Source organism: Catellatospora chokoriensis, assembly GCF_011297315.1.
Lineage (GTDB): Bacteria > Actinomycetota > Actinomycetes > Mycobacteriales > Micromonosporaceae > Catellatospora > Catellatospora citrea.
Window position 1 is genome coordinate 15,622 of sequence record NZ_JAAOTI010000046.1, and the last position, 24,660, is coordinate 40,281.

The 24,660-nt window shown below is 71.7% G+C and carries 19 protein-coding genes; 8 read left to right on the forward strand and 11 right to left on the reverse strand.

Annotated features, from left to right (window positions below):
• The first annotated feature begins 66 nt into the window (after positions 1-66).
• Entirely contained in the window at positions 67-963 is an 897-nt protein-coding gene (locus HAV39_RS39980) for an alpha/beta fold hydrolase (RefSeq protein WP_191844299.1), read from the forward strand.
• A gap of 162 nt (positions 964-1,125) precedes the next feature.
• Here HAV39_RS39980 and serA read toward each other — a convergent pair whose 3' ends face one another.
• The 5 genes from serA to HAV39_RS40005 all read right to left on the reverse strand — a co-directional run bounded on the left by serA (position 1,126) and on the right by HAV39_RS40005 (position 9,354).
• Positions 1,126-2,727: a phosphoglycerate dehydrogenase gene (gene serA, locus HAV39_RS39985; RefSeq protein WP_191844300.1), complete on the reverse strand. Its 1,602-nt coding sequence runs from the start codon at positions 2,725-2,727 to the stop codon at positions 1,126-1,128.
• 321 nt (positions 2,728-3,048) lie between these two features.
• Positions 3,049-4,059 carry a ketol-acid reductoisomerase gene (gene ilvC, locus HAV39_RS39990; protein ID WP_191844301.1) on the reverse strand — a complete coding sequence of 337 codons (1,011 nt, stop codon included), beginning with the start codon at positions 4,057-4,059 and terminating at the stop codon, positions 3,049-3,051.
• A 252-nt stretch (positions 4,060-4,311) separates the two neighbouring features.
• Positions 4,312-4,830 (reverse strand): acetolactate synthase small subunit, encoded by a 519-nt coding sequence (gene ilvN / locus HAV39_RS39995; RefSeq protein WP_120318427.1) that lies wholly within the window; start codon positions 4,828-4,830, stop codon positions 4,312-4,314.
• Between the two features lie 75 nt (positions 4,831-4,905).
• A complete protein-coding gene (locus tag HAV39_RS40000; protein ID WP_191844302.1) occupies positions 4,906-6,726 on the reverse strand; it encodes an acetolactate synthase large subunit in 1,821 nt (606 codons plus the stop codon).
• A 180-nt stretch (positions 6,727-6,906) separates the two neighbouring features.
• Positions 6,907-9,354 carry a putative bifunctional diguanylate cyclase/phosphodiesterase gene (locus HAV39_RS40005; RefSeq protein ID WP_191844303.1) on the reverse strand — a complete coding sequence of 816 codons (2,448 nt, stop codon included), beginning with the start codon at positions 9,352-9,354 and terminating at the stop codon, positions 6,907-6,909.
• A gap of 133 nt (positions 9,355-9,487) precedes the next feature.
• On the opposite strand from HAV39_RS40005, the gene ilvD reads away from it, so the two are divergent.
• The 4 genes from ilvD to HAV39_RS40025 all read left to right on the forward strand — a co-directional run bounded on the left by ilvD (position 9,488) and on the right by HAV39_RS40025 (position 14,587).
• Positions 9,488-11,332 carry a dihydroxy-acid dehydratase gene (gene ilvD / locus HAV39_RS40010; RefSeq protein ID WP_191844304.1) on the forward strand — a complete coding sequence of 615 codons (1,845 nt, stop codon included), beginning with the start codon at positions 9,488-9,490 and terminating at the stop codon, positions 11,330-11,332.
• 323 nt (positions 11,333-11,655) lie between these two features.
• On the forward strand, positions 11,656-12,921 hold the full coding sequence (locus HAV39_RS40015; RefSeq protein ID WP_191844305.1) for a serine hydroxymethyltransferase: 1,266 nt from the start codon (positions 11,656-11,658) through the stop codon (positions 12,919-12,921).
• A gap of 81 nt (positions 12,922-13,002) precedes the next feature.
• On the forward strand, positions 13,003-14,019 hold the full coding sequence (locus tag HAV39_RS40020) for a LacI family DNA-binding transcriptional regulator (RefSeq protein WP_120318422.1): 1,017 nt from the start codon (positions 13,003-13,005) through the stop codon (positions 14,017-14,019).
• A 16-nt stretch (positions 14,020-14,035) separates the two neighbouring features.
• A complete protein-coding gene (locus HAV39_RS40025; RefSeq protein ID WP_191844306.1) occupies positions 14,036-14,587 on the forward strand; it encodes a hypothetical protein in 552 nt (183 codons plus the stop codon).
• Between the two features lie 111 nt (positions 14,588-14,698).
• On the opposite strand, the gene HAV39_RS43135 is transcribed toward HAV39_RS40025, so the two are convergent.
• Entirely contained in the window at positions 14,699-15,385 is a 687-nt protein-coding gene (locus HAV39_RS43135) for a MoaD/ThiS family protein (protein WP_239120253.1), read from the reverse strand.
• A complete protein-coding gene (locus HAV39_RS40040) occupies positions 15,385-16,470 on the reverse strand; it encodes a WD40/YVTN/BNR-like repeat-containing protein (RefSeq protein ID WP_191844307.1) in 1,086 nt (361 codons plus the stop codon). The genes HAV39_RS43135 and HAV39_RS40040 overlap by 1 nt, the downstream gene beginning before the upstream one ends.
• Before the next feature lie 168 nt (positions 16,471-16,638).
• Here HAV39_RS40040 and HAV39_RS40045 point away from each other — a divergent pair, with 168 nt between their 5' ends.
• Complete coding sequence (locus HAV39_RS40045) at positions 16,639-16,995, forward strand: PH domain-containing protein (RefSeq protein ID WP_239120251.1); 357 nt, start codon at positions 16,639-16,641, stop codon at positions 16,993-16,995.
• 24 nt (positions 16,996-17,019) lie between these two features.
• On the opposite strand, the gene HAV39_RS40050 is transcribed toward HAV39_RS40045, so the two are convergent.
• From HAV39_RS40050 to HAV39_RS40060, 3 genes are all read right to left on the reverse strand, one after another.
• Positions 17,020-17,943, reverse strand: coding sequence for a 2-hydroxyacid dehydrogenase (locus tag HAV39_RS40050; protein WP_191844308.1), 924 nt, complete (start codon positions 17,941-17,943; stop codon positions 17,020-17,022).
• 70 nt (positions 17,944-18,013) lie between these two features.
• Positions 18,014-19,393, reverse strand: a complete 1,380-nt coding sequence (locus HAV39_RS40055; RefSeq protein WP_191844309.1) for a hypothetical protein — start codon at positions 19,391-19,393, stop codon at positions 18,014-18,016.
• Positions 19,390-19,896: a SigE family RNA polymerase sigma factor gene (locus HAV39_RS40060; protein WP_191844310.1), complete on the reverse strand. Its 507-nt coding sequence runs from the start codon at positions 19,894-19,896 to the stop codon at positions 19,390-19,392. The genes HAV39_RS40055 and HAV39_RS40060 overlap by 4 nt, the downstream gene beginning before the upstream one ends.
• A 103-nt stretch (positions 19,897-19,999) precedes the next feature.
• Between HAV39_RS40060 and HAV39_RS40065 the strand changes: the two genes are divergently transcribed.
• Both HAV39_RS40065 and HAV39_RS40070 read left to right on the forward strand, forming a co-directional pair.
• The gene (locus HAV39_RS40065) at positions 20,000-21,142 is read left to right on the forward strand and encodes a PQQ-dependent sugar dehydrogenase (RefSeq protein ID WP_191844311.1); all 1,143 of its coding nucleotides are present in this window, start codon (positions 20,000-20,002) and stop codon (positions 21,140-21,142) included.
• A 108-nt stretch (positions 21,143-21,250) separates the two neighbouring features.
• Positions 21,251-22,747, forward strand: a complete 1,497-nt coding sequence (locus HAV39_RS40070) for a metallophosphoesterase family protein (protein WP_373311617.1) — start codon at positions 21,251-21,253, stop codon at positions 22,745-22,747.
• Between the two features lie 153 nt (positions 22,748-22,900).
• Here HAV39_RS40070 and gatB read toward each other — a convergent pair whose 3' ends face one another.
• On the reverse strand, positions 22,901-24,397 hold the full coding sequence (gene gatB, locus HAV39_RS40075; RefSeq protein WP_191844313.1) for an Asp-tRNA(Asn)/Glu-tRNA(Gln) amidotransferase subunit GatB: 1,497 nt from the start codon (positions 24,395-24,397) through the stop codon (positions 22,901-22,903).
• Positions 24,398-24,660 lie beyond the last annotated feature (263 nt).

Below are 24,660 nucleotides of genomic sequence, written 5' to 3' on the forward strand. Positions count from 1 at the left end.
GTACGTGTCCGGCGCTGTGAGATAACTAACCGACCGATCGTTCTTATTGATTGCTAGCCTGCCGTCATGAAGGCAGCGATATACCTGACCGGCCGGTTCCTCAACACCGCGTCCGTCGTCGCCCCGCCGCTGGCCCGGCGCGTCGCGTACACCCTCTTCTTCCGCCCGACCGGCCGCGCCCCGGTGCACCCCCGCGAGCAGGACGTGCACGCGGCCGCCGTGGTCGGCAGGGTCGATCTCGACGGTGTCCCGGTCACCACCTACACCTGGGGCGACGGCGACCGGCCGGTGCTGCTCGTGCACGGCTGGAGTTCGCGCGGCTCCCGCTTCGCCGGGATGGTCGCCGACCTGCTCGACCGGGGATACAGCCCGGTCACCTTCGACGCGCCCGGCCACGGCGACTCCGGCGGCAGCTCGACGAACCTGCTCCAGTACGAGCGCATCATGCGCCTGCTGCAGGAACAGCACGGCGACTTCGCGGCGATCGTCGCCCACTCCTTCGGGGTCCCCTGCGCCTTCCACGCGCTGCGCACCGGGCTGCGCGCCGGCCACCTGGTCGCCATCGGCGGTCCGGCCGAGTTCGAGCACCTCATCACCGAGTTCACCCGGCAGCTGCGGCTGCGTCCCGCCCTGGCCGAGCACCTGCGCGAGCGATCCGTGCGCGACATCGGCGTCACCGACTTGTGGCAGCGCTTCTCCAGCACCTTCGAGCCCGAGGCGCTGACGATCCCGCTGCTGATCGTGCACGACACCGAGGACGACGTCGTCGGTGTCGACCACGCCCGGCGGATCCACGCGGCCTATCCAGGCTCGCAACTGCTGATCACGAGCGGCCTCGGGCACCGCCGGGTGCTCGGCGACCCGCGCATCGTCGGCCCGGTCGGCGCCTTCCTCGACGCCCAGGCGCCCACGCTGGCCGGACCTCGCAACATCCCGGACGGAGGACCGCAATCGGCCCGGTGAGCTGCGGCAACAGCTCACCGGGCCGATCGGTGCTCGTCTGGCCACTCGTCATGCGTGTCGGCAGGGGTCACCCGAAGACCCGCCCCGGACGTGCGACGAGTGTGTCCGCAGTGGACACCTGTGCAGGTTACCCAGCGAACAACACGCTATGCAAGCGTCTGCTCACTCTTCGGTGAGATCAACCGCGCTGACCGACACCGCGCCGATGTTCTCGGCGGCACGTTGCAGCAGGTCCGCGGCCACGGGCGAGTCGACGGTCAGCGTCATCAGCGCCTCGCCACCGGCCTCGCGCCGGGCCACCTGCATCGCCGCGATGTTCACGCCGACCGCGCCGAGCACGGTGCCGACCGCGCCGACCACACCGGGCCGGTCCGCGTAGCGGAAGAACAGCAGGTTGCCGTCGGCGTCCAGCTCCAGGTCGAAGCCGTCCAGCTCGGTCAGCTTGATCTGCTCGCGCAGTCCGTGGGTGACCACCGCGCCGGCGACCGAGACGGTACGCCCGTCCGGCAGCGCGCCACGCACCGTCACCAGGTTCTTGTGCTCGTTGACCTCGGGGTTGGTGGTCAGATCGATCTCGACGCCGCGATCCGCCGCGATCAGCGGCGCGTTGACGTAGGTGACCTGCTCCTCGACGATCGCGCTGAACAGGCCCTTGCTCGCGGCCAGCTTCAGCACCGACACGTCGTGCTCGTTGACGATCTCGCCGCGCACCTCGACGGTGACCCCGGCGGCCACGCCACCGGCCACGGCCGTGAAGACCTTGCCAAGCTTCTCGGCCAGCGGCAGCAGCGGCCGGACCTCCTCGGCCACCAGGCCACCGGCCTGGACGTTGACCGCGTCCGGCACGAACTCGCCCTGCAGCGCCAGCTTGACGCTCTTGGCCACGGCCAGGCCGGCCTTGTCCTGTGCCTCGTGCGTCGACGCGCCCAGGTGCGGGGTGGCGACCACGTTGTCGAACGCGAACAGCGGCGACGTGGTGCACGGCTCCTTGAGGTACACATCGACGCCGACGCCGGCGACCCGGCCCTCGGCCAGCGCCTCGGCCAGCGCGTCCTCGTCGATCAGCCCGCCGCGTGCGGCGTTGATGATCCGCACGTCGGGCTTGACCAGCTGAAGCTCCTTGGCGCCGATCAGGCCGACGGTCTCCGGGGTCTTCGGCAGGTGGATCGAGATGAAGTCGCTCTCGCGCAGCAGCTCCTCCAGGCCGACCAGGCGCACGCCCAGCTGCGCCGCACGGGCGGGCTGCACGTAGGGGTCGTACGCGATCAGGCGGGTGCCGAACGCGGCGATGCGCTGGGCGAACAGCACGCCGATCCGGCCCAGGCCGACCACGCCGACGGTCTTGCCCTGCAGCTCGACACCGGTGTACTTCGAGCGCTTCCACTCGCCGTTCTTCAGCGCCGACGACGCCGAGGCGGTGTTGCGGGCGACGGCCAGCAGCAGCGCGATGGCCTGCTCGGCGGCCGAGACGATGTTGGACGTCGGCGCGTTGACCACCATCACGCCACGGGCGGTGGCGGCGGGCACCTCGACGTTGTCCAGGCCGATGCCCGCGCGGGCGACGACCTTCAGGCGCGGCGCGGCCGCGATGGCCTCGGCGTTGATCTGGGTGGCACTGCGCACGATCACGGCGTCGGCATCGGCCAGCGCGGCAAGCAGTGCCGCCCGGTCCGTGCCGTCGACGTGACGTACGTCGAAGTCGTGCGCCAGCACGTCGAGCGCGGCGGGAGCGAGTTCTTCGGCAATGAGAACGACGGGAGTCACAGCTTGCCTCACGGAGAGAGTTGGATGACTTCAGCCCGGTTCGCCGCACTGCGTGTCGGGCCCTACCCACGCGATGCTACGGGCTCACGGGTGCTTCGCATGTCGAAGCCACCGCGTGACGGTACTCACGTTCGTGCTGCTCAGTCCGTTTCCGGCCCTGTCTGGAACCGGTCAAGAACGCGGTGCGCGCCCCGGAAAGCGCTGACCGGGCGAAACGGCATGATCAAGAAAAACCGGGCCGTGCCCAGGGATCGCCTGGGCACGGCCCGGTAAGCCCGGCCGCATGGTTGCGCGGCCGGACACCTGTGGGAGAGGAAAGTCTTAAGCGGTCTCGGTGATCGGCCGGTCGACCCAGCTCATCATGGCCCGCAGCTTGGCGCCGGTCTCCTCGATCGGGTGAACCGCGCCCTGCTCCTGCAGCTTGGTGAAGTTGGGGCGGCCGTTGTCGTCCTCGGCGACCCACTCGCGGGCGAACTCGCCGTTCTGGATCTCGCCGAGGATGCGCTTCATCTCCTCCTTGACCCGGCCGTCGATGACGCGCGGGCCGCGGGTGACGTCGCCGTACTCGGCGGTGTCGGAGACGCTGTAGCGCATGCGGGCGATGCCGCCCTCGTACATCAGGTCCACGATCAGCTTCAGCTCGTGCAGGCACTCGAAGTACGCCACCTCGGGCGCGTACCCGGCCTCGGTCAGCACCTCGAAGCCCGCCTGGACCAGCGCGGACGCACCGCCGCAGAGGACCGCCTGCTCGCCGAAGAGATCCGTCTCGGTCTCCTCCTTGAACGTGGTCTTGATGACGCCGGCCCGGCTGCCGCCGATCGCCTTGGCGTAGGACAGGGCGAGGGCCTGCGCGCCGCCGGTCGGGTCCTGCTCGATCGCGATGAGGCAGGGCACACCCTTGCCGTCGACGTACTGGCGGCGCACCAGGTGGCCGGGCCCCTTCGGGGCGACCATGGCCACGTCCACGTCCGCGGGCGGAGTGATCAGGCCGTAGCGGATGTTGAACCCGTGACCGAAGAACAGCGCCTTGCCCGCGGTCAGGTTCGGAGCGATCGACTCGGCGTAGATGAAACGCTGCGCGGTGTCCGGCGCGAGGATCATGATGACGTCGGCCTCGGCCGCCGCCTGCGCCGGCGTGACGACGCGCAGGCCCTGCTCCTGCGCCTTGGCGCGGCTCTTCGAGCCCTCCTTGAGGCCGACACGCACGTCGACACCCGAGTCGCGCAGCGACAGCGCATGGGCGTGACCCTGGCTGCCGTACCCGATCACCGCGACCTTGCGGCCCTGGATGACGGACAGGTCCGCGTCGTCGTCGTAGAAGATCTCAACCATTTTCGTTCCCTCTCAAGGTCACTCGCCGGGCCAGGGCATCTTCGCCCCCGCCCCCGGCGTTCGGTGCACGCGGCCGTCCCGCGTCCCACCAGTTGATCGTCTCGGCCCGCCCGGCCTCTCCCTGCCGCAACTCTTAACGAGTCGCGGCCACCGGCTCCCCTCCCTGCCGCAACTCTTGAAGACTTGCGGCCTGGAAGGGCCCCGGATGCCGCGACTCCTTAAGAGTTGCGGCGGCAGGGGGCGGGTGGGTGGTCAGGCGGCCAGGCGTAGGGCCGGGTTGGCGGTGATGCTGCGGGAGCCGCGGCCGATGGCGACCAGGCCCGACTGCACCATCTCCTTGATGCCGTACGGCTCCAGGTCGCGCAGCAGCGCGTCGAGTTTCTCCGCGGTGCCGGTGGCCTCGATGGTGAGCGCGTCCGGGGCCACGTCCACGACCTTGGCCCGGAACAGCTCGACGGTCTCCAGCACCTGCGAGCGCACCGGACGATCGGCCCGGACCTTCACCAGCAGGAGTTCGCGCTGCACCGCGGTGCTGGCTTCCAGCTCCACGATCTTCAGCACGTTGACCAGCTTGTTGAGCTGCTTGGTGACCTGCTCCAGCGGCTGCTCGTCGGCGTTGACGACGACCGTGATGCGGGAGACCTCGGGGTGCTCGGTCTCCCCCACCGCCAGCGAGTCGATGTTGAACCCGCGCCGGGAGAACAGCCCCGCCACGCGCGCCAGCACACCGGGCTTGTTCTCCACCAGGACAGACAGAGTGTGCTTACTCATGCGTCCGCTCCGCTTCGCTCCGCGGCCACCTGAGCCGGACTGAACTTCATGATTCCCTCGCTACGCTCAGTCATGTCAGAGGTCATCCTCGTCGAAGGTCGGGCGGACGCCGCGGGCGAACTGGATCTCGTCGTTGCTGGTGCCGGCGGCGACCATCGGCCACACCATGGCGTCCTTGCCGACCACGAAGTCGATGACCACGGGCGCGTCGTTGATCGCCATGGCGGCCTCGATGGTCTTGTCGACGTCCTCGGCCGATTCGCAGCGCATGCCGATGCAGCCCAGCGCCTCCGCGAGCTTCACGAAGTCGGGGATGCGGTGCTTGTGCGTGCCCAGGTCGGTGTTGGAGTAGCGCGCGTCGTAGAACAGCGTCTGCCACTGCCGGACCATGCCCAGGTTGCCGTTGTTGATGACGGCCACCTTGATCGGGATGCCTTCGAGGGCGCAGGTGGCCAGCTCCTGATTGGTCATCTGGAAGCAGCCGTCGCCGTCGATCGCCCACACCACCGCGTCGGGCCGGGCCACCTTCGCGCCCATCGCGGCCGGGACCGCGTAGCCCATGGTGCCCAGGCCGCCGGAGTTGAGCCAGGTGGCCGGCTTCTCGTACGAGATGAACTGGCTGGCCCACATCTGGTGCTGGCCGACGCCCGCCACGTAGACGGCGTCCGGACCGGCGATCTCGCCCAGCCGCTTGATCACGTACTGCGGGGCCAGCGTGCCGTCCTCCGGCTCCTCCCAGCCCAGCGGGTAGCGGGTGCGCAGGTCGTTGAGCTGCGCCCACCACTCCTCGCGGGCCGGGTGCGCCTCGGACCTCAGCGCCGTGATCAGTTCCTCGAGCACGTGCTTGACGTCGCCCACGATCGGCACGTCCGCGTGGCGGTTCTTGCCGATCTCGGCCGGGTCGATGTCGGCGTGGATGACCTGGGCGTCCGGGGCGAAGCTGTCCAGCTTGCCGGTCACCCGGTCGTCGAAGCGCGCGCCCAGCGTGATCAGCAGGTCGCTGCGCTGGAGGGCGTACACGGCGGACACGCTGCCGTGCATGCCGGGCATGCCGACGTGCTGGGTGTGCGAGTCGGGGAACGCGCCCCGGGCCATCAGCGTGGTCACCACGGGGATGCCGGTCAGCTCGGCCAGCTCGCGCAGCGCGTCGGTGGCCTGCGCCTTGAGCACGCCGCCGCCGACGTACAGCACCGGGCGCTTCGCCGCCATGATCAGGCGGGCCGCCTCCCGGATCTGCTTGCCGTGCGGGTGCAGGGTCGGCCGGTAGCCCGGCAGGTCCAGCGCCGGCGGCCAGCTGAACGTGGTCTGCGCCTGCAGCACGTCCTTGGGGATGTCGACCAGGACCGGGCCGGGCCGGCCGGTGGCGGCCAGGTGGAACGCCTCGGCCAGCACGCGGGGCAGGTCGTCGGCCGACTGCACCAGGAAGTTGTGCTTGGTGATGGGCAGCGTGATGCCCTGGATGTCGGCCTCCTGGAAGGCGTCGGTGCCGATGGCCGGGCGGGCCACCTGACCGGTGATCGCCACCAGCGGCACCGAGTCCATGTAGGCGTCCGCGATCGGCGTGACCAGGTTCGTCGCGCCGGGGCCCGACGTCGCCATGCACACCCCGACCTTGCCGGTGGCCTGGGCGTATCCGGTCGCGGCGTGCCCGCCGCCCTGCTCGTGGCGGACCAGGATGTGGCGCAGCTTCGAGTCGAACAGCGGATCGTACGCGGGCAGGATGGCGCCGCCGGGGATGCCGAAGACCACCTCTACCCCGAGCGCCTCCAGCGACTTGACGAGGCTCTGCGCACCGGTGGCCGCGACGGGGGCGGTCTGGGCGCTGGTGGCGGCGGGGGGCGCTGATCGTTGCGCCGCGGCCCGCTGGGCCAGGGACTCCGGGCTGGGTCTAGTCATTTTCCGATCACCTTTGGCATCTGGAAGGTCTCAGGGCGTCCGGCCAACAAAAAAGCCCTCGTGCAAAGTTCGCACGGGGGCCAGCGCACTCTCGTCAGTTGAGAGTGCGCTCAGGTAAGTACTCGGGCGGACGGCCGAGAGGTCGACATGGGCTCAGCTTGACGCATCTCAGCCGCTGAGTCAACTGCTCCCGGATGTTGGGACGACCGTGTCGTGGCGTCCCGCTGAGCTGCCGCTCGTCTCGCTGGCGCGAGACGACGAAAGCCCGTTGAGGGGCTGCCCCAGCGGGAGTGACTTGGCTGGTGAGGCGCCGTTGCCCGGGCCGCCCTGCGCACTGGGGAGGATCTTGGTCGGGATCGCCCCGCCACTCGCCGATGGCACGCTCGGCAGCGGTCGGGCCGGTGCCGCCGGCAGGGCTTTGGGACCTCCGTTGGCCGACGACGCCAGCCGGGCTTCGAGGTGTTCCGCGGGCACGCCCATGCCGAACAGCTGCCCCTGCCCGTACGGGCACCCGGTCGCCTCGACCAGGCGCCGGTGGTGCGGCTCGCTGATGCCCTCGGCGATCACCTGCAGGCCGAGGCGCTGCCCGAGGCGCACCGCCACGTCCACCATCGGCGCGCCCGGCCCGTGGTCGGACGGCGCGTCGATGACCAGATCACGATCGATCTTGAGGATGTCCACCGGCATCTGGCGCAGCTGCCCCAGCGAGGAGTAGCCCGCGCCGAAGTCGTCCAGCGCGATGCGCAGGCCCAGCGCCCGCAGCGCGGCCAGGGTGCGCCGGAACTCGTCCGGGTCGGTGGCGACGGCGTGCTCGGTCACTTCCAGCACCAGCCGAGACGGCGGCACCCGGTGCTTGCGCAGCACCTCCTTGACGCCGGTGACGTACTTGGTGGAGTGCAGCTCCCGCGGGGAGATGTTCACCGACACCCAGACGTCGTAGCCCTCCTGCACCCAGCGCGACAGCTGGCGGCAGGCCTGATCCAGCACCCACGCCCCGAGCGCCTCGATCTGGCCGGTCTCCTCGGCGATCGGGATGAACTCCAGCGGACCGACCTGGCCCAGCTCCGGATGCTTCCAGCGGATCAGCGCCTCCGCGCCGACCGGGCGGGTCGACGGCAGGGCCACCACCGGCTGGTAGGCCAGCGACAGCTCCTGGCGCTCGATGGCGCCGCGCAGCTCATGCTCGATCGCGGTGCGGCGGCGCAGCTGCTTGTCGTACACCTCGTCGTAGAGCTCGACCCGGTTCTTGCCGCGCTGCTTGGCGGCGCGCAGCGCCAGGTCGGCGTTGCGCAGCAGGGTCGGGATGTCGTCGGCGGCGCCGCACCCGGCCAGGCCGATGCTGGCGGACAGGAAGATGTCGGCGGCGCCGTGGTGGTACGGCCGGGACAGCACAGACAGCAGGCGGGTGGCGACCTTGCCCGCCTCGCGGGGCCCGCTCCACATCAGCACCGCGAACTCGTCGCCGCCCAGCCGCGCCGCGAGGTCGCCGGGGCGCAGGTTGAGCCGCAGCCGCTGGCCGACCTCGATCAGCACCGCGTCGCCCGCGTCGTGGCCGCGCATGTCGTTGACGTTCTTGAAGCCGTCCAGGTCCAGCGTGAGCAGCACGCAGGGCGGGCCGCCCGCCGCGTCGAGGTACATGGTGCGCAGCAGCCCGCGCCGGTTGGCCAGGCCGGTCAGCGGGTCGGTGTGGGCCAGCTCGCGGAAGTGCGACTCGCTGTCGGCCAGCCGGTTGTTGGCCCGCCGCACGTCGACCACGGCCAGGTACTGCCGGCCGACCATGAACAGGCCGTTGACGATGCCGACCAGGGCGGTGACCGGCTCGATGCCCATGCCCCGGCTGTAGCCGAGCACGACCACCAGGGAGATCGTCACCACCGGCGCGAGGCCCGCGGCCAGGCCCGAGCTCGGCGACACCGACTCGGAGTCGCTGGCCCGGGGCGGTGGCGGCGGCCCGATGAACCACAGGGCCGCGCCGGTCGGCACGGCTGCCGCTCCCACCAGCACCACCAGTGGTGCGCCGTAACAGGCTCCCCCGGCGATCGTGGTCATGCCGACGGCCAGCAGGCCCGCGCCGATGCAGTGCCGCAGCAGCGGCCCCCGCCGGAGCTGGGCGCGCACCACCAGCACCGCGCTCAACCCCAGCACCGCGGAGCACAGCACGGTGGCCACCAGGACCGGCACGCAGGCGCCCGGCAGCGCGTGATGCCCGCCGGGCTTCTCCGGCGCCAGCACGAAGGTCCAGGCCACGATGAACAGACCCGACGCCACCATGAGCGACTCGAGCATCAGCCGCAGCCGCGCGCCGTCGCCGACCACCTGATCGGTGATCTCCAGGAGCGCCGCCACCAGCAGCAGTGCCGCGATCGAGGCGGGCAGGCCGAGCAGGCCGCCCAGCACCATCCGGCTGCTCATCCGGTCCACCCAGCCGTCCGGCCAGCCGGCCGTGTGCAGCCAGGCGATCGGGGCGGCGAGGGCGAACACCATCAGCGCACCGGCGCTGAGCCGGTTCGCACGGACGACCAGGCCGTGCTGGTCGACCAGCCTATTCGTCGCCAGTGCCCAGATCACAGGCACAGCGGTCAACACGCTCGCCAGTACGGCTATCGCGAGCCCCGGGGGGAGGTCCACGTCACCACTCTGCCGCAGCTCCGAGCACAAAGCGAGACACGTTGTGCGACATTCCCACTCCGCCCTCGTCCCGGGGTGTGGACACAGTAGTGCTGAGCTGGGCGCGCGCTCGGACGAGTGACACACTTACGACATGCCCGAGCTGCGTTCCCGCACCTCCACTCACGGCCGCACCATGGCCGGCGCCCGCGCGCTGTGGCGTGCCACCGGTATGACCGACAGCGATTTCGGCAAGCCGATCATCGCCGTCGCGAACAGCTACACCCAGTTCGTGCCGGGGCACGTACACCTCAAGGACCTCGGCGGCCTGGTCTCCGACGCGATCGCCGAGGCCGGCGGGGTCGGCCGCGAGTTCAACACGATCGCCGTCGACGACGGCATCGCCATGGGCCACGGCGGCATGCTCTACTCGCTGCCCAGCCGCGAGCTGATCGCCGACGCGGTCGAGTACATGGTGAACGCGCACTGCGCCGACGCGCTGGTGTGCATCTCCAATTGCGACAAGATCACCCCCGGCATGCTGCTGGCCGCGCTGCGCCTGAACATCCCCACCGTGTTCGTCTCCGGCGGCCCGATGGAGGCCGGCAAGACGGTCGCGGTCGAGGGCGTCGTGCACACCAAGCTCGACCTGATCGACGCGATGATCGCGGCGTCCAACGACGCGGTCAGCGACGAGCAGCTCGGCCAGATCGAGCGGTCCGCCTGCCCGACCTGCGGATCGTGCTCCGGCATGTTCACCGCGAACTCGATGAACTGCCTCACCGAGGCGATCGGCCTGGCGCTGCCCGGCAACGGTTCCACGCTGGCCACCCACGCCGCCCGCAAGGCGCTGTTCGAGCAGGCCGGCTCGCTGATCGTCGACCTGTGCAAGCGCTACTACGACGGCGACGACGCCTCCGTGCTGCCGCGCGCCATCGCCACCCGCGAGGCGTTCGAGAACGCGGTCGCGCTCGACGTCGCCATGGGCGGCTCCACCAACACGGTGCTGCACCTGCTGGCCGCGGCCCGCGAGGCGGAACTCGACTTCGGCGTGGCCGACATCGACGCCGTCTCCCGGCGCGTGCCGTGCCTGGCCAAGGTCGCGCCGAACAGCCAGCAGTACCACATGGAGGACGTGCACCGGGCCGGCGGCATTCCCGCCCTGCTGGGCGAGCTGAACCGGGCCGGGCTGCTGCACACCGGCGTGCACGCGGTGCACTCGCCGGACCTGGCGGGATGGCTGTCCGATTGGGACATCCGCAGCGGCGCGACGCTGCCCGAGGCCGAGCGGCTGTTCCACGCCGCGCCGGGCGGGGTGCGCACCACGCAGCCGTTCAGCACCGAGAACGTGTGGTCCACGCTGGACACCGACGCGGCCAACGGCTGCATCCGGGACCTGGCCCACGCGTACTCCGTCGACGGCGGCCTGGCCATCCTCTTCGGCAACCTGGCCCCGGACGGCGCGGTCGTGAAGACCGCGGGCGTGTCCGAGGAGAACCTGCGCTTCACCGGCCCGGCGAAGGTGTACGAGTCGCAGGACGACGCGGTCACCGCGATCCTGGGCGGCGACATCGTGGCCGGTGACGTAGTCGTGATCCGCTACGAGGGCCCGCGCGGCGGTCCCGGCATGCAGGAGATGCTCTACCCGACCTCGTTCCTCAAGGGCCGGGGCCTGGGCAAGGCCTGCGCGCTGATCACCGACGGACGCTTCTCCGGCGGCACCAGCGGGCTGTCCATCGGGCACGTGTCGCCCGAGGCGGCCGGCGGCGGCCTGATCGCGCTGGTCGAGAACGGCGACACCATCGCCATCGACATCCCCGCGCGATCGATGGTCCTGGAGGTACCCGAGCAGGTGCTCGCCGAGAGGCGTATCGTTCAGGACAAGCGGGAAAAACCGTACACCCCGGTCGACCGGCAGCGTCCGGTGAGCGCGGCACTGCGGGCGTACGCGTCGATGGCCACGAGCGCCAGCGACGGCGCCTACCGCCTGGTCCCGTAAAGCCCCGGTCCCCCGCAGGCTCACCCCCGCGGGAGGACTCCCTCACGCTGGTTGACCATGAACTGAGGTTCATGGTCAACCAGCGTGTCCCGTTACGGCCCGCCACCGCCGCCCTCCGCCGCCCCGCCCGGGTTGATCATGAACCTATGGCAGTGCTCGACGGCGTGTCGTAGTCGATCACGGCGCCGGGGTAGGGACACGCCGCCGAACACGCCCTTAAGTTCATGATCAACGCGGCAGGGCGGGCTGCCGGTGGTGGGGCAGGGGTGGGTGATCATGGGCGGCATAGGATGCGGGTGGCACCGAATGCGAGGAGTTATGCGATGCACGAGCCCAAACTGCCGCACCTGACCGCCGCTGATCCGACGCTGGCGGCGCTGATCGAGGGTGAGGCGAAGCGCCAGCACGACAAGCTGCGGATGATCGCCTCGGAGAACTACGTCTCCACCGCGGTGCTCGAGGCCTGCGGGACGGTGCTGAACAACAAGTACTCCGAGGGCTACCCCGGCAAGCGCTACTACGAGGGCCAGCAGTTCTGCGACCAGGTCGAGACGCTGGCGATCGAGCGCGCCAAGGCGCTGTTCGGCACCGAGCACGCCAACGTGCAGACGTACTCCGGCTCGCCCGCGAACCTCGCCGTCTACCTGGCCTTCATGACGCCGGGCGACACCTTCCTGTCGCTGGAGCTGGCGCAGGGCGGCCACCTCACCCACGGCTCGCCGGTGTCGGCGACCGGCAAGTGGTTCCGGCCGGTGCACTACACCGTCGGGCGGGACAGCGGCCGTATCGACATGGACCTGGTCCGCGACCTGGCTCTGGCCGAGCGCCCCAAGATGATCTTCTGTGGCGGCACGGCGATCCCGCGCACCATCGACTTCCCCGCCTTCGCGGCGATCGCCCGCGAGGTCGGCGCGATCCTGGTCGCCGACATCGCGCACATCGCGGGCCTGATCGCGGGCGGCGCGCACCCGTCGCCGGTCGGCCACGCCGACGTGATCACCACGACCACGCACAAGACCCTGCGCGGCCCGCGCGGCGCCATGATCATGGCGTCCGCCGAGCACGCCACCGCCATCGACAAGGCCGTCTTCCCCGGCCTGCAGGGTGGACCGCACAACCACACCACCGCCGGCATCGCCGTCGCGCTGCACGAGGCGGCACAGCCGACCTTCACCGCGTACGCCCACCAGGTCGTCGCGAACGCCCAGGCGCTCGCGACCGCGCTCAACGATCGGGGCTTCGACCTGGTCTCCGGCGGCACCGACAACCACCTGCTGCTCATCGACCTGACCGGCAAGGGTGTCGAGGGCAAGCCCGCGGCCAAGGTGCTCGACGCGGCCGGCATCGAGCTGAACTTCAACACGGTGCCCTACGACCCGCGCAAGCCGTGGAGCCCGTCCGGCATCCGCCTGGGCACCGCCGCGCTCACCACGCGGGGCCTGTCCGAGCGGCACATGCCGCAGGTCGCGGCGTGGATGGACGACGCCGTCACCGCCGCGGTCAAGGACGACACGGCCGCCGTCGAGCGCATCGCCGGTGAGGTGCGCGACCTGCTCCAGGGTTTCCCGATGCCGGGGTACACCGACTAGCACTGTGATCGGAGCTCCTTTCGTGCTGAACTGATCAGCACGAAGGGGGCTTCGATCATTCACAAAGCAGCTGGAGCTCATATGAAGCGGGTAACCATCGCCGACATCGCCCGCGCCGCGGGGGTGTCCAAAGGCGCTGTGTCGTACGCGCTCAACGGCCGCCCCGGCGTCTCCGAGGAGACCCGGCGGCGCATCCTCGCCGTCGCCGAGCAGTTCGGCTGGCACCCCAGCAGCGCCGCGCGGGCGCTGTCCGACGGCCGCACCGGCGTGCTCGGCCTGATCGTCGACCGTCCCGCCCGCACGCTGGGCATCGAGTCCTTCTTTATGCAGCTCATCTCGGGCATCGAGGCGACCCTGTCGGCCCGCGACGTCAGCCTGCTGATGCAGGTCACCGAGGACCGCGAGCGCGAGATGGCGACCTACCGCCGCTGGTGGGCGCAGCGGCGCGTGGACGGCGTCATCATCGTGGACCTGCGCCGCGACGATCCGCGCATCCCGCTGCTGGAGGAGCTGAACATGCCGTGCGTGGTCATCGGCGGCCCGCACGGCCTCGGCACGCTGCCCGGCGTGTGGAGCGACGAGGTCGCGGTGACCACGTCCGTCGTCGAATACCTGGCCGCGCTCGGGCACCGGCGCATCGCCCGGGTCGCCGGGCTGGCCGACCTGTGGCACACCTCGGTGCGCGGGCAGGCCGTCGCCGACTCCGCCGACCGGGTCGGGCTGACCGACGTGACCACCGTGTACACCGACTACACCGGCGAGGAGGGCGCCCGCGCCACCCGGGCGCTGCTGTCCCGGCGGCCCTCCCCGACCGCGATCGTCTACGACAACGACACCATGGCGGTGGCGGGCCTGGGTGTCGCGCACGAGATGGGCATCTCCGTGCCGCACCAGCTGTCCATCGTGGCCTGGGACGACTCTCCGCTGTGCCAGCTGCTGCACCCGCAGCTGTCCGCGGTCAGCCGCGACATCGCCGCGTACGGCGCGCACGCCGCGGAGCAGCTGCTGAAGATCCTCGACGGGGCCGAGATCCGCGGCTTCCAGGACACGACACCGCAGCTCGTGCCCCGGGGAAGCACCGCTCCCCCGGCGGGCTGAGGCCTAGACTCGCCCCATGACCCTGTCCGCGGCGACCGCCCGCGAACTGCTGGCGGCACTGCCGGCCCAGGTCGCCGACCCGCTCACCGCGGCCGAGTTCGCGGGCCTGCAGCAGCGCTTCGGGTTCGTCTTCAACCCCGACCACCGGGCCCTGCTCGCGGCCGGGCTCCCGGTCGGCGGGCGCTGGCCCGACTGGCGCGACGGCGACCCCGACCAGCTCCGCGACCGGCTCGCGGCACCGGTCGACGGGGTGCTGTTCGACGTCCAGGAGAACGGCTTCTGGCTGCCCGCCTGGGGCGACCGGCCGTCGCGCACCGCGTTCGCGCTGTCGGTCGCCCGCCGCATGCTCGAACAGACCCCGCAGCTGGTCCCCGTGTACGGCCACCGCTACGCCCCCGCCCTGCCCGAGACCGACCTGCCGGTCTTCTCCGTCGTGCAGACCGACGTCATCGTCTACGGCGACACCCTCCCCGCCTACCTGCTCCACGAGTTCGACCTCCCACCCGGCGACCGGCCCCTCGGCGCCACCACGCCGAAGCAGATCCCCTTCTGGTCCGACCTCACCTGACCCACCCCACAGATAAACGTTGACCTGTCTGGATGAGAATTTGTAGATCAAACTCACCCAGATAGGCCAACGTCTATGAGAAAACGGGTCCGGGACCACGCCCGGAACCCCTCAGAGCAGGGCGTACACCGTGGTCGCGTGGGCGACGAGCGCGCCCTTGGCGGTCATCGTGATGTCGGCGAAGGCGATGGTGCGGCCCAGCTTGGTCAGCCGGGCCGTGACCAGCACGTCGCTGCCGAGCACCGGCCGCTGGAACGTGGTCGACAGCTGCACGGTCGTCATCGGCACGAACCCGCCCCGCGCCGCGCTGACCGCGATCACCGTCGCCGTGTCCGCCGCCGCCATCAGCGCCTGCCCGCTCATCGCCCCGCCCTCCCGGGCCAGCCGGTCCGACCAGGGCAGCCGCAGGGTGGCCCAGTCCGGGCCGGTCTCCTGCACGGTCAGGCCCAGCTCCCGCACCCACGGGGCGAAGTTGTCGGCGAGGACGCGGTCGCCGTCGAAGACCGGAGCCTCCTGCTCCACGCTGCCGCCCGCGACGCTGGGCAGCACCTGCACCTCGCCGCCGCCGGCGACCGGCGTCTCCTGGCCCGACAGCACCCGGCAGTCCTCCCCGTCCACGTACACGTTGACGTAGCGGCGCAGCTCGCCCCGCTCGTCGCGGATGCGCCGGCCCAGCCGGGGCCAGCGCTGGTCGACCTCGTCCAGCACCGCGCGCAGCGTGCCGTCCGCCTGCACCTCGAGTTTGGACGCGCCGCCGACCTCGGTCCGCAGCGCGCCCGGCACCAGCACCGTGACCATCAGATCCGGACCGCCCGCACGCTCAGCACGTCGGGCAGGTGCGCTGCGACCAGCGCCCAGCTGTCGCCCTCGTCGGCGCTGGCGAACACCTCGCCGGTGCGGCTGCCGAAGTAGACGCCGACCGGGTCGTTGTTGTCCACGCACATGGCGTCACGCAGCACGGAGGGGTAGAACGGGGCGGTGGGCAGCCCGTACGCCTGCGGGGTCCAGGTCTTGCCCGCGTCGGTGGTGCGGAAGACGCGGCACTTCGCGTCGACCGGGAAGCGCAGCGCGTCGGCGGTGATCGGGAAGTTCCAGGCGGTGCCGCCGCGGCGCGGGTGCGCCACCATGGCGAAGCCGAAGTCGCTGGGCAGGCTGTCCGCGATCGAGGACCAGGTCTGGCCGTCGTCGTCGGAGCGGTACACCCCGTGGTGGTTCTGCAGGTAGAGCCGCTCCGGGTCCTCGCCGTCGCGGGCCACCTTGTGCACGCACTGGCCGAACTCCGGGAACGGGTCGGGCAGGAAGCTCACCCGGATGCCGCTGTTGGACGGGTGCCAGGTCTCGCCGCCGTCGGTGGTGCGGTAGACGCCGCCGGTGGACATGGCCACCAGCACCCGCTGCGGGTCGGTCGGGTGCGGCAGGATCGTGTGGATGGCCTGGCCACCGAAGCCCTCGCCCCACTCGGTGCGGTGCGGGTGGTCCCAGAGGCTGCGGACCAGCTCGTAGGTCAGCCCGCCGTTGGTCGAGCGGAACAGGGCGGACGGCTGGGTGCCCGCCCAGACCACGTCCGGCTCGGCGGCCGAGCCCGGCTGCAGCGCCCAGACCCGGCTCAGCGCCACGTCGGTGTCGCGCGGGAACGCGAGCGGGGCGTGGTCCGGCTCGCGCCAGCAGACGCCCAGGTCGTCGCTGGTCGCCACGCTCGGGCCGAAGTGCGAGCTGTCGACCGCCGCCAGCAGGCGGGGCGTGGCGCGGCGGGTGTCGACGCCGACCGCGTACACCCCCGTCATCGGGAACTGCGGCACGGACAGCTGCCAGGCGTCCCCGACCCGGTCCCGGCGGGCGAGGAACAGCCCCTTCGCCGTGCCTATGAGCAGCAGAACGGTCATCGTCGACCTCACTTCTTCTCAGTCTCACCGCGTCTTCAGGTATCGCGTCCCCAGGTCTGCCCGCGACGGCCACCGCAACGGCCGCTGCGGCGCACCACGAGCGCGCGGGCCCGTCGGTCAGTATGCCCGTGACGTCCGACACAACACACTACGTGGAACAATCGTGGCGTGACCCGCTTCCGCCTCCCCGCCTCCATCAGCGTCGCCGCCCTGCTCACCGCGCTCGGCGGGATGCCGCTCGCCGCACAGGGCGGGTTCTGGTGGCTGGTGCCGGTCGTGCCCGTCGCGGTCATGATCTGGGCCTGGCGGGCCGGCACCGACGCCAACGAGCGCGGCATGCGCGTGCGCGCGCTGCTGGGCAACCGGGTCGTGCTGTGGCCGCAGGTCGCCGAGCTGCGCGCGGACGGCCCGAAGCGGGTCGTCGCGGTGCTCACCGACGGCACCGCGCTCCCGCTGACGGCGGTGCGCCCGGCCGACCTCCCGGCCCTGGTCAGGGCCGCCGGCCAGGCCCTCACCACGGCCTGACGGCGCACGCCGCCGGCGACGCGGTCAGTAGCCGTCGCGGACCTGGTTGTCGAGGGGAACGCCGTCGGCATACCGGTGCAACTGCCGGCCCACCATGCGGTACGCCCGCGGCAGCAGGCCGCGCACCGAACCGGCCACATGCGGCGTGATCAGGACGTTCGGCATGTCCCACAGCGGGTGCCCGGCGGGCAGCGGCTCGGGGTCGGTGACGTCCAGCGCCGCGCTGATCCGGCCGGAGGCCAGCTCCTTGGTCAGCGCCGCGGTGTCGGCGACCGGCCCCCGGGCGGCGTTGACCAGCAGCGCCCCGTCGGCCATCGCGGACAGGAACGACGCGTCGACCAGGCCCCGGGTCTGCGGGGTCAGCGGCACCAGCAGCACCACCACATCCGCCTGCGGCAGCAGCCGGGGCAGCTCGCCGACGCCGTGCACGCCGTCCCGGGCGGTGCGGGCCACGTACGCCAGCTCCACCTCGAACGGGGCCAGCCGCGCCGCGACGGCCGCGCCGATGGAGCCCGCGCCCACGATCAGCACCCGCTTGCCGCCCAGCTCGTCGGTGGGCGTGACCTCGGCGTACGCCCAGCGGTGCGCCGCCTGCGCCCGCGCGAAGTGGTCGAAACGGCGCAGCGAGGACAGGATCGCGGTGACCACCCACTCGGCGGTGTGCGAGTCGTGCACGCCGCGCGCGTCGCACAGCGTCACGCCCTCGCGCAGCCGGCCGACCCAGGCATCGGCCCCGGCGGTGATCAGTTGCACGACCTTCAGGTTGCTCATCCGGTCGACCAGGCCGACCACGTCACCGCTGCTCAGGAACGGTGGCACCCAGAACTCGACCTCGGCCGGGTCGCCCGGCAGCGGAGCGTCCGGGCGGGGCAGCACCGCCACCTCGACGCCCGCCGGCAGCGGGCCCATCAATTCACGTCCGGCCTCATGGGCGATCCACATCCGCACGGCCCCACGCTATCGGCTCGCTCCGCGCGCGGGGTAGGGCGCCTCCGGCCGGCAGGCGCCCTACCCGTCGTCAGGACCAGTTTCTGACCGACAGCTCCTCGAGCGGTGCGTCGAACGAGCCCACGACGCCGACCCCGGTCCCCACGATCGCGCCCGCCGCGTCCACGGCCTGCAGGCGCAAGGTCGCCTTGCCGGGTTTCGGAACCGCGCCGACCCCGTCGGCCAGGTCGACCGTGCCGGTGACCCGGCCGGCGGCATCGAGCGTCCGGACGGCGACGGCTTCGCGCGGAGCCAGCACCAGGATGCGGGTCTCCCCCGACTCGGGGCCCAGCCACCAGGGTTCGAAGGCGAGCACGGCCCCCGGCCGGTCGAGGTCGACGTCGGTCCGGAAACCGAAGCCGCCCAGATCGGTCTCCGCCATGAGGTTCCAGATGCCGTCCGCGGACGGGGAGGCGAGCAGGCTGAACCGGTCCGCGTCGGCCGCGGCACCGGGCATGCGTCCCGTGTACAGCAGCCGGGGCGGCCCGATCAAGCCGGTCGTGGAGCCCTGCCTGCGCACCAGCACGCCCGCCTGGACCGGATCGACCTCGCCCCGGGCCGCGGCGACCGCGGCGGCCACCTCCTCGTCGGTGACCGGGCGCACGTTGTGCTCGCCGAGCCCGCCGGAGCCGGCCACATCCAGCTGGTGCACCACCCCGTCGCAGGTCACCCGGTGCAGCATGGTCGGGTTGACGTCGCTGACGTGGTCGCCGCCCGGTTCGTCGTGCCAGGTCCGCGGGCTCGCCATGGTCGCGACGGCGATCCGGCAGCCCGCCGGCGCCAGCGCCACCTCGACGCCGGCCCCCCAGGGGACCGCGGTGTTGGCGAAGGACACGCCGACGTACGGCTCCAGCGGGTACACCGACACCATCGAGCCGTTGTCCCGCTGCTTCGTGCCGGCCTGCGCCAGCTGCTCGGGAGTCGCCCCCCGTTCGTCGTAGACGGCGATGCCGACCTGCTCCGCGGCGTCGTAGCGGGCGGCGACGATCAGCCGGGCCGCTCCGATGTCGCCCGCAAAGAGGATCTTCACCGTGCCGTCCGGCACCACGTCGACGTCGCGCTGCCGCAACCGCTCGGCCATCTCCTGGAGGAACCCGGTGTCCGCCGCGAGACTCCCCCGGGTGGGCGACTCGATGAGCCGCCGGATCCACGGCGTCAACGGCTCGCTGCGGTGCAGCACGCCCACCGGCGGCCGGTCGGAGGGGTTCACCACCTCGGGCAGCGCGGTGCCTGCCGGGGCCAGCGATCCCGCCAGCAGCCACGCCACCACGCCGGCGGCGAGGGTGGAGAATCCGCCGGCGAACATCCGCCGGCGGCGCCGCCGCCGCATCAGGCGGCCGTACGGATCATCGCCGGGCACCACCGGCTCGGCCAGCCGGGCCAGCCCCTCGATCAGCTCGCGCTCGCTCACACGATCACCCCCGCCACGTCGGCCGCACGCCGGGGCTCCGGGCGCAGCACCTCCCGCAACCTGGCCAGCCCACGGCTGGCCTGGGACTTCACCGAACCCACCGAGCAGCCCATCAGCGCCGCGGTGTCCGCTTCGGACATGTCCTCCCAGTACCGGAGCACCAGCACGGCGCGCATGCGCACCGGCAGCTTCGCCAGCGCCGCCATCAGCTCGTCGCGGTCCGCGTGCGCGGCGCTCCCGTCGGCCCGGCCCCGGTCCGGCAGCACGCCGGTGAGCAGCTCGCGGGACCCGATCCGGCGCCACACGCTGGTGCGCTGGTTGACCAGGGCCCGGCGCAGGTACGCCATGGGCTCGTCCACCAGGTCCCAGCGCCGGTAGGCCTTCAGCAGCGCCGACTGCACCAGGTCCTCGGCCGCGTGGGTCGAGCCCGTGAGCAGGTATGCGGTGCGCAACAGCGCGCCATAGCGAAGCTGCACGAACTCGCGGAACCCTTCCTCCGCCATACGGCTCCTCCTTCCGTCGCCCTTCCCGACGCGACGGGGCGGGCGGGGGTTGAGAGAAACGAGGCAGTAGTTGAGCACAGTGCAACGGGTTAGGCTCGACCGCATGTCGTTGCGCCGGGCACGGAACGGGATCCTCGCGGCATTGACCGCGTTCACTTTCACCGCCGGGTGCAGCGAGGAGCCGGACACGATCGCCTCCCAGGCGCCGACGCTCCCGGCGGCCCCGTCGTCGGCCGCCCCGTCATCGGCGACGGCGACCTTCAGCCCCCGAACCGCCGAGGTGAAGACCCTCGCCACCGGCCTGCGCGTGCCGTGGGGCGTGGCGTTCCTGCCCGACGGCGGTGCGCTGGTGACCGAGCGCGACTCCGGGCGGATCGTGCAGGTCGGTCCCGGCTCGGCCGAGGGCAGGCTCACCGTCACCGAGGTCGGCATGATCCGCGAAGCGGACGGCAACAGCGAGGGCGGTCTGCTCGGCATCGCCGTCTCGCCGCAGTACTCGCAGGACAAGACGGTGTTCCTCTACTACACCTCGAGCAGGGACAACCGCATCGCGCGGTGGAAACTCGGGGGGCGGCCGGAGCCGATCGTCACCGGCATCCCGATCTCGGGCGTCCACAACGGCGGGCGGCTGGCCTTCGGGCCGGACGGCTTCCTCTACGCGACCACCGGCGACGCCGCGACCGTCGGCAACTCGCAGAACCTGAAGAGCCTGGGCGGGAAGATCCTGCGGATGACGCCGGACGGCAGACCCGCGCCGGGCAACCCGTTCGGGACGCTGGTCTGGTCCTACGGCCACCGCAACGTGCAGGGCATCGCCTGGGACTCCGGCGGCCACCTGTGGGCGACCGAGTTCGGCCAGAACACCTGGGACGAGATCAACCGGATCGAGCCGGGCAAGAACTACGGCTGGCCCAAGGTCGAGGGCGCGGCCGGCCAGGGACAGTACGTCGACCCGGTGGCGGCCTGGACGACCGCCGAGGCGTCGTGCTCGGGCGCGGCGATCGCCGGGGACGTCCTGATCGCGGCCTGCCTGCGCGGCCAGCGCCTGTGGCTGGTGCCGGTGCGGGCCGACGGCACGCTGCGGGCCGCCCCGGTGCCGGCGCTGGTCGGCGAGTACGGCCGCCTGCGCGACGCGCACACCGCCCCGGACGGCTCGGTGTGGGTGCTCACCAGCAACCACGACGGCCGCGGTGGACCGATCGCAACCGATGATCGAATTCTGGCTGTCACGCTCGCTCCCGCGTGACAGCCGGGGCATGATGGGGCGATGACTCGGTTGCCGAGGTGGGCACGGCCGCTGGGACGCGACACGGGGGACGGGCCGGGCGGCGATTCGCGCCCGCGCGGGCGCGCCATGCTGACGGCCGCGTACGGCAGGGTGCCCTGGCGACGGCTGGGCTCGGCGTTCGGCCTGCTGGTCGTGTCGCTGACCGGGCTCGCACTCGGTCTCTACCTGGCCGCCGCCACCAGCGTGGACGTGGGCCCGTTCCGCTCGACGATGGCGCTCACCCCGTCGCTGTACGGCGACACCGAGGTCGTCCTGCCGCCGCTGGGCTCGCTGCAGCTGGACAGCCACGACGGGCCCGCGCGGTTGATGGTCCGGCTGGACGCGCTCGACCGCACCCGCACCGAGGCGCTGATCACCGACCCCGCGGGCATCACCACGGCCAGCCGCACCGCCGTCGACGACGTGCGCGCCGGGGTCACCCGGCTGGTGCTGCGGGCCACCGCGGTCGCGGTGCTCGGCGCGATGCTGCTGGCCGCGCTCGTGTACCGGCGGATGCGCCGGGTCGCCTGGGCGGGCGGGCTCGCGCTGACGATCATGCTGGGCGCGTTCGGGTCGGCGTTCGGCACGTTCAACCCGGGCGCGCTGCGCGAACCGCGGTACGAGGGTCTGCTGGCCAACGCGCCGTCGGTGCTCGGCAACGCGCAGCGCATCGCCGACCGGTACGACGAGTACGCAGCGCAGCTGCAGAAGCTGGTGCAGAACGTCGGCAGCCTCTACGCCACGGTGCAGAACCTGCCGGTGTACTCCCCCGAGGACAACACGCTGCGCGTGCTGCACGTCTCCGACCTGCACCTCAACCCCGCGGCGTGGGGCGTGATCCGCACCGTGGTGGACAGCTTCCACATCGACGTCGTGGTCGACACCGGCGACATCACCGACTGGGGCAGCGAGCCCGAGAAGGCGTTCGTGGCGTCGATCTCGCTGCTGAAGGTGCCGTACGTCTTCGTGCGCGGCAACCACGACTCGGCCGTGACCCAGGCCGCGGTCGCCGCCCAGCCCAACGCGATCGTGCTGGACAACAAGGTGGTGCGGGTGGCAGGGCTGAACATCGCCGGGATCGGCGACCCGCGCTTCACCCCGGACAAGGCGGCGGAGCCGGCCGGATCGGGCGAGTCCAAGCAGACCGTCGAGCGGGTCCTCGACGTCGGCGACCAGCTCGCGGACACCATCGCCAAGCAGCGCGACCGGGTCGTCGACCTGGCGCTGGTGCACGATCCGCTGTCGGCGGGGCCGCTGGCCGGATACGCCCCGGTGGTGCTGGCCGGGCACCGGCACCACCGCGAGGTCGGCAAGCTCGGCGACGACACGACCATGCTCATGGTGCAGGGTTCGACCGGCGGGGCCGGACTGCGCGGCCTGGAGGGCGAGACACCGACGCCGCTGACGATGTCGGTGCTCTACTTCGACGACAACCGGGCGCTGATGGCGTACGACGACATCACCGTCGGCGGCACCGGCCTGGCCGAGGTGGCCCTGTCCCGCCACGTCGTCGACGACACCCCACCCGGCCAGTCAGCCGCCCCGGGCACCTCCCTCCGCCCGACGCCGACCCCCACCCGCTGACCCGCACCACACCTCCGGCCCCCGCGGCCCCCGCCCCTGCCCCTCAAAAATAGACGCCGGCCTATTACGTCGATTATTCGGAGATCGAACTCGACGTAATAGGCCAGCGTCTATGAAAAGCGGGGCGTGCGCCGCGGCGGTCAGCCTGACCGGTCAGCTCGCGAGGCGGGCGAGGACCAGTTCGCGGACGGTCTTGGCGTCGGCCTGGCCCTTGGTGGTCTTCATGACCGCGCCGATCAGGACGCCGGCGGCGGCCTGGTTGCCGCCGCGGATCTTCTCGGCGACGTCGGGGTTGGCGGCGATGGCCTCGTCGATGGCGGCGGTCAGCGCGCCGGTGTCGGAGACGACCTCCAGGCCGCGGGCGGCCATGATCTGCTCCGGGTCGCCCTCGCCGGCCAGCACGCCCTCCAGCACCTGGCGGGCCAGCTTGTCGGTCAGCTTGCCCGACGCGACCAGCACCTGCAGCTTCGCGACCTGCTCGGGCGTGGCGCCCACGGCCTCCAGCTCGACGCCCTCCGCGTTGGCGCGCCGCGACAGCTCGCCCAGCCACCACTTGCGGGCCGCCTCCGGCGACGCGCCCGCGGCGACGGTGCGCTCGATCAGCGAGACCGCGCCCGCGTTGAGGATGGACTGCATGTCCAGGTCGGACAGGTTCCACTCGGTCTTGAGCCGGGCGCGGTGCTCGCGCGGCAGCTCCGGCAGGGCGGCCTTGAGCTGCTCCACCCACGCCGGCTCGGGCGCGAGCGGCACCAGGTCGGGCTCGGGGAAGTAGCGGTAGTCGGTCGCGGTCTCCTTGGAGCGGCCGGACGTGGTGTCGCCGGTGTCCTCGTGGAAGTGCCGGGTCTCCTGCGTGATGGTGCCGCCGCCGTCGAGCACCATGGCCTGGCGCAGCATCTCCGTGCGCACGGAACGCTCGACGCTGCGCAGCGAGTTGACGTTCTTGGTCTCGGTGCGGGTGCCCCACTCCGCGCCGGGCAGGTTGAGCGAGGTGTTCACGTCGCAGCGCATCGAGCCCTGCTCCATGCGAACGTCGGAGACGCCCAGGGTGCGGATGACGTCACGCAGCTCGGCGACGTACGCCTTGGCGATCTCGGGGGCCTTCGCGCCGAGGCCGGGCACCGGCTTGGTGACGATCTCGACGAGCGGGATGCCGGCCCGGTTGTAGTCGACCAGGGACTCGGTCGCGCCGTGGATGCGCCCGGTCGCGCCGCCGACGTGCAGCGTCTTGCCGGTGTCCTCCTCCAGGTGCACCCGCTCGATGCCGATGCGCACGGTCTCGCCGTCGATCTCGACGTCGAGGTAGCCGTCGGTGCACAGCGGCTCGTCGTACTGGCTGATCTGGAAGTTCTTCGGCATGTCCGGGTAGAAGTAGTTCTTCCGGGCGAAGCGGCACCAGGTGGCGATCGAGCAGTTCAGCGCGAGCCCGATGCGGATGGTCGCCTCGATCGCGGCGCGGTTGGCGACCGGGAGGCTGCCGGGCAGACCCAGGCAGACGGGGCACACCTGGGTGTTCGGCTCGGCACCGAAGTCGGTCGGGCAGCCGCAGAACATCTTGGTGACCGTGCCCAGCTCGACGTGCGTCTCCAGGCCGATGACCGGCTCGTAGCGGGAGACGACGTCGTCGTAGGTGGGCAGCACGTTGGTGCTCATCTGCTCGCTCCAGGCTTGGCGTGGGCGTGCGAGACGCCGCCGGACAAAACAACCACCAGCCTAGTAGCCCGCCCGGCCCCGCTCACACCGGGTTATCCGCCCCTCCACGCATCGATCATGACAAGAGTAGTGGCGTAGGTCACAACATGAGCCGATCAGGTGAGCCCTCATTCATTCATTCGTCGCTGTGCGCTGATCACCGCCGCCCCGATCCTGAATGCACCCTGAGAACGGGACGAGCCCCGGCCGGTCACCCCTATCCG

What these genes read in the sequence shown, in the direction of transcription:
- HAV39_RS40060 (WP_191844310.1), bottom strand. Translation starts at nt 19,896, where the DNA reads ATGGCGGAGGAAGGGTTCCGCGAGTTCGTGCAGCTTCGCTATGGCGCG.
- HAV39_RS40040 (WP_191844307.1), bottom strand. Translation starts at nt 16,470, where the DNA reads ATGACCGTTCTGCTGCTCATAGGCACGGCGAAGGGGCTGTTCCTCGCC.
- HAV39_RS40000 (WP_191844302.1), bottom strand. Translation starts at nt 6,726, where the DNA reads ATGACTAGACCCAGCCCGGAGTCCCTGGCCCAGCGGGCCGCGGCGCAA.
- HAV39_RS39980 (WP_191844299.1), top strand. Translation starts at nt 67, where the DNA reads ATGAAGGCAGCGATATACCTGACCGGCCGGTTCCTCAACACCGCGTCC.
- HAV39_RS43135 (WP_239120253.1), bottom strand. Translation starts at nt 15,385, where the DNA reads ATGGTCACGGTGCTGGTGCCGGGCGCGCTGCGGACCGAGGTCGGCGGC.
- ilvD (WP_191844304.1), top strand. Translation starts at nt 9,488, where the DNA reads ATGCCCGAGCTGCGTTCCCGCACCTCCACTCACGGCCGCACCATGGCC.
- HAV39_RS40070 (WP_373311617.1), top strand. Translation starts at nt 21,251, where the DNA reads ATGCTGACGGCCGCGTACGGCAGGGTGCCCTGGCGACGGCTGGGCTCG.
- ilvC (WP_191844301.1), bottom strand. Translation starts at nt 4,059, where the DNA reads ATGGTTGAGATCTTCTACGACGACGACGCGGACCTGTCCGTCATCCAG.
- HAV39_RS40065 (WP_191844311.1), top strand. Translation starts at nt 20,000, where the DNA reads ATGTCGTTGCGCCGGGCACGGAACGGGATCCTCGCGGCATTGACCGCG.
- gatB (WP_191844313.1), bottom strand. Translation starts at nt 24,397, where the DNA reads ATGAGCACCAACGTGCTGCCCACCTACGACGACGTCGTCTCCCGCTAC.
- HAV39_RS40015 (WP_191844305.1), top strand. Translation starts at nt 11,656, where the DNA reads ATGCACGAGCCCAAACTGCCGCACCTGACCGCCGCTGATCCGACGCTG.
- ilvN (WP_120318427.1), bottom strand. Translation starts at nt 4,830, where the DNA reads ATGAGTAAGCACACTCTGTCTGTCCTGGTGGAGAACAAGCCCGGTGTG.
- HAV39_RS40025 (WP_191844306.1), top strand. Translation starts at nt 14,036, where the DNA reads ATGACCCTGTCCGCGGCGACCGCCCGCGAACTGCTGGCGGCACTGCCG.
- HAV39_RS40020 (WP_120318422.1), top strand. Translation starts at nt 13,003, where the DNA reads ATGAAGCGGGTAACCATCGCCGACATCGCCCGCGCCGCGGGGGTGTCC.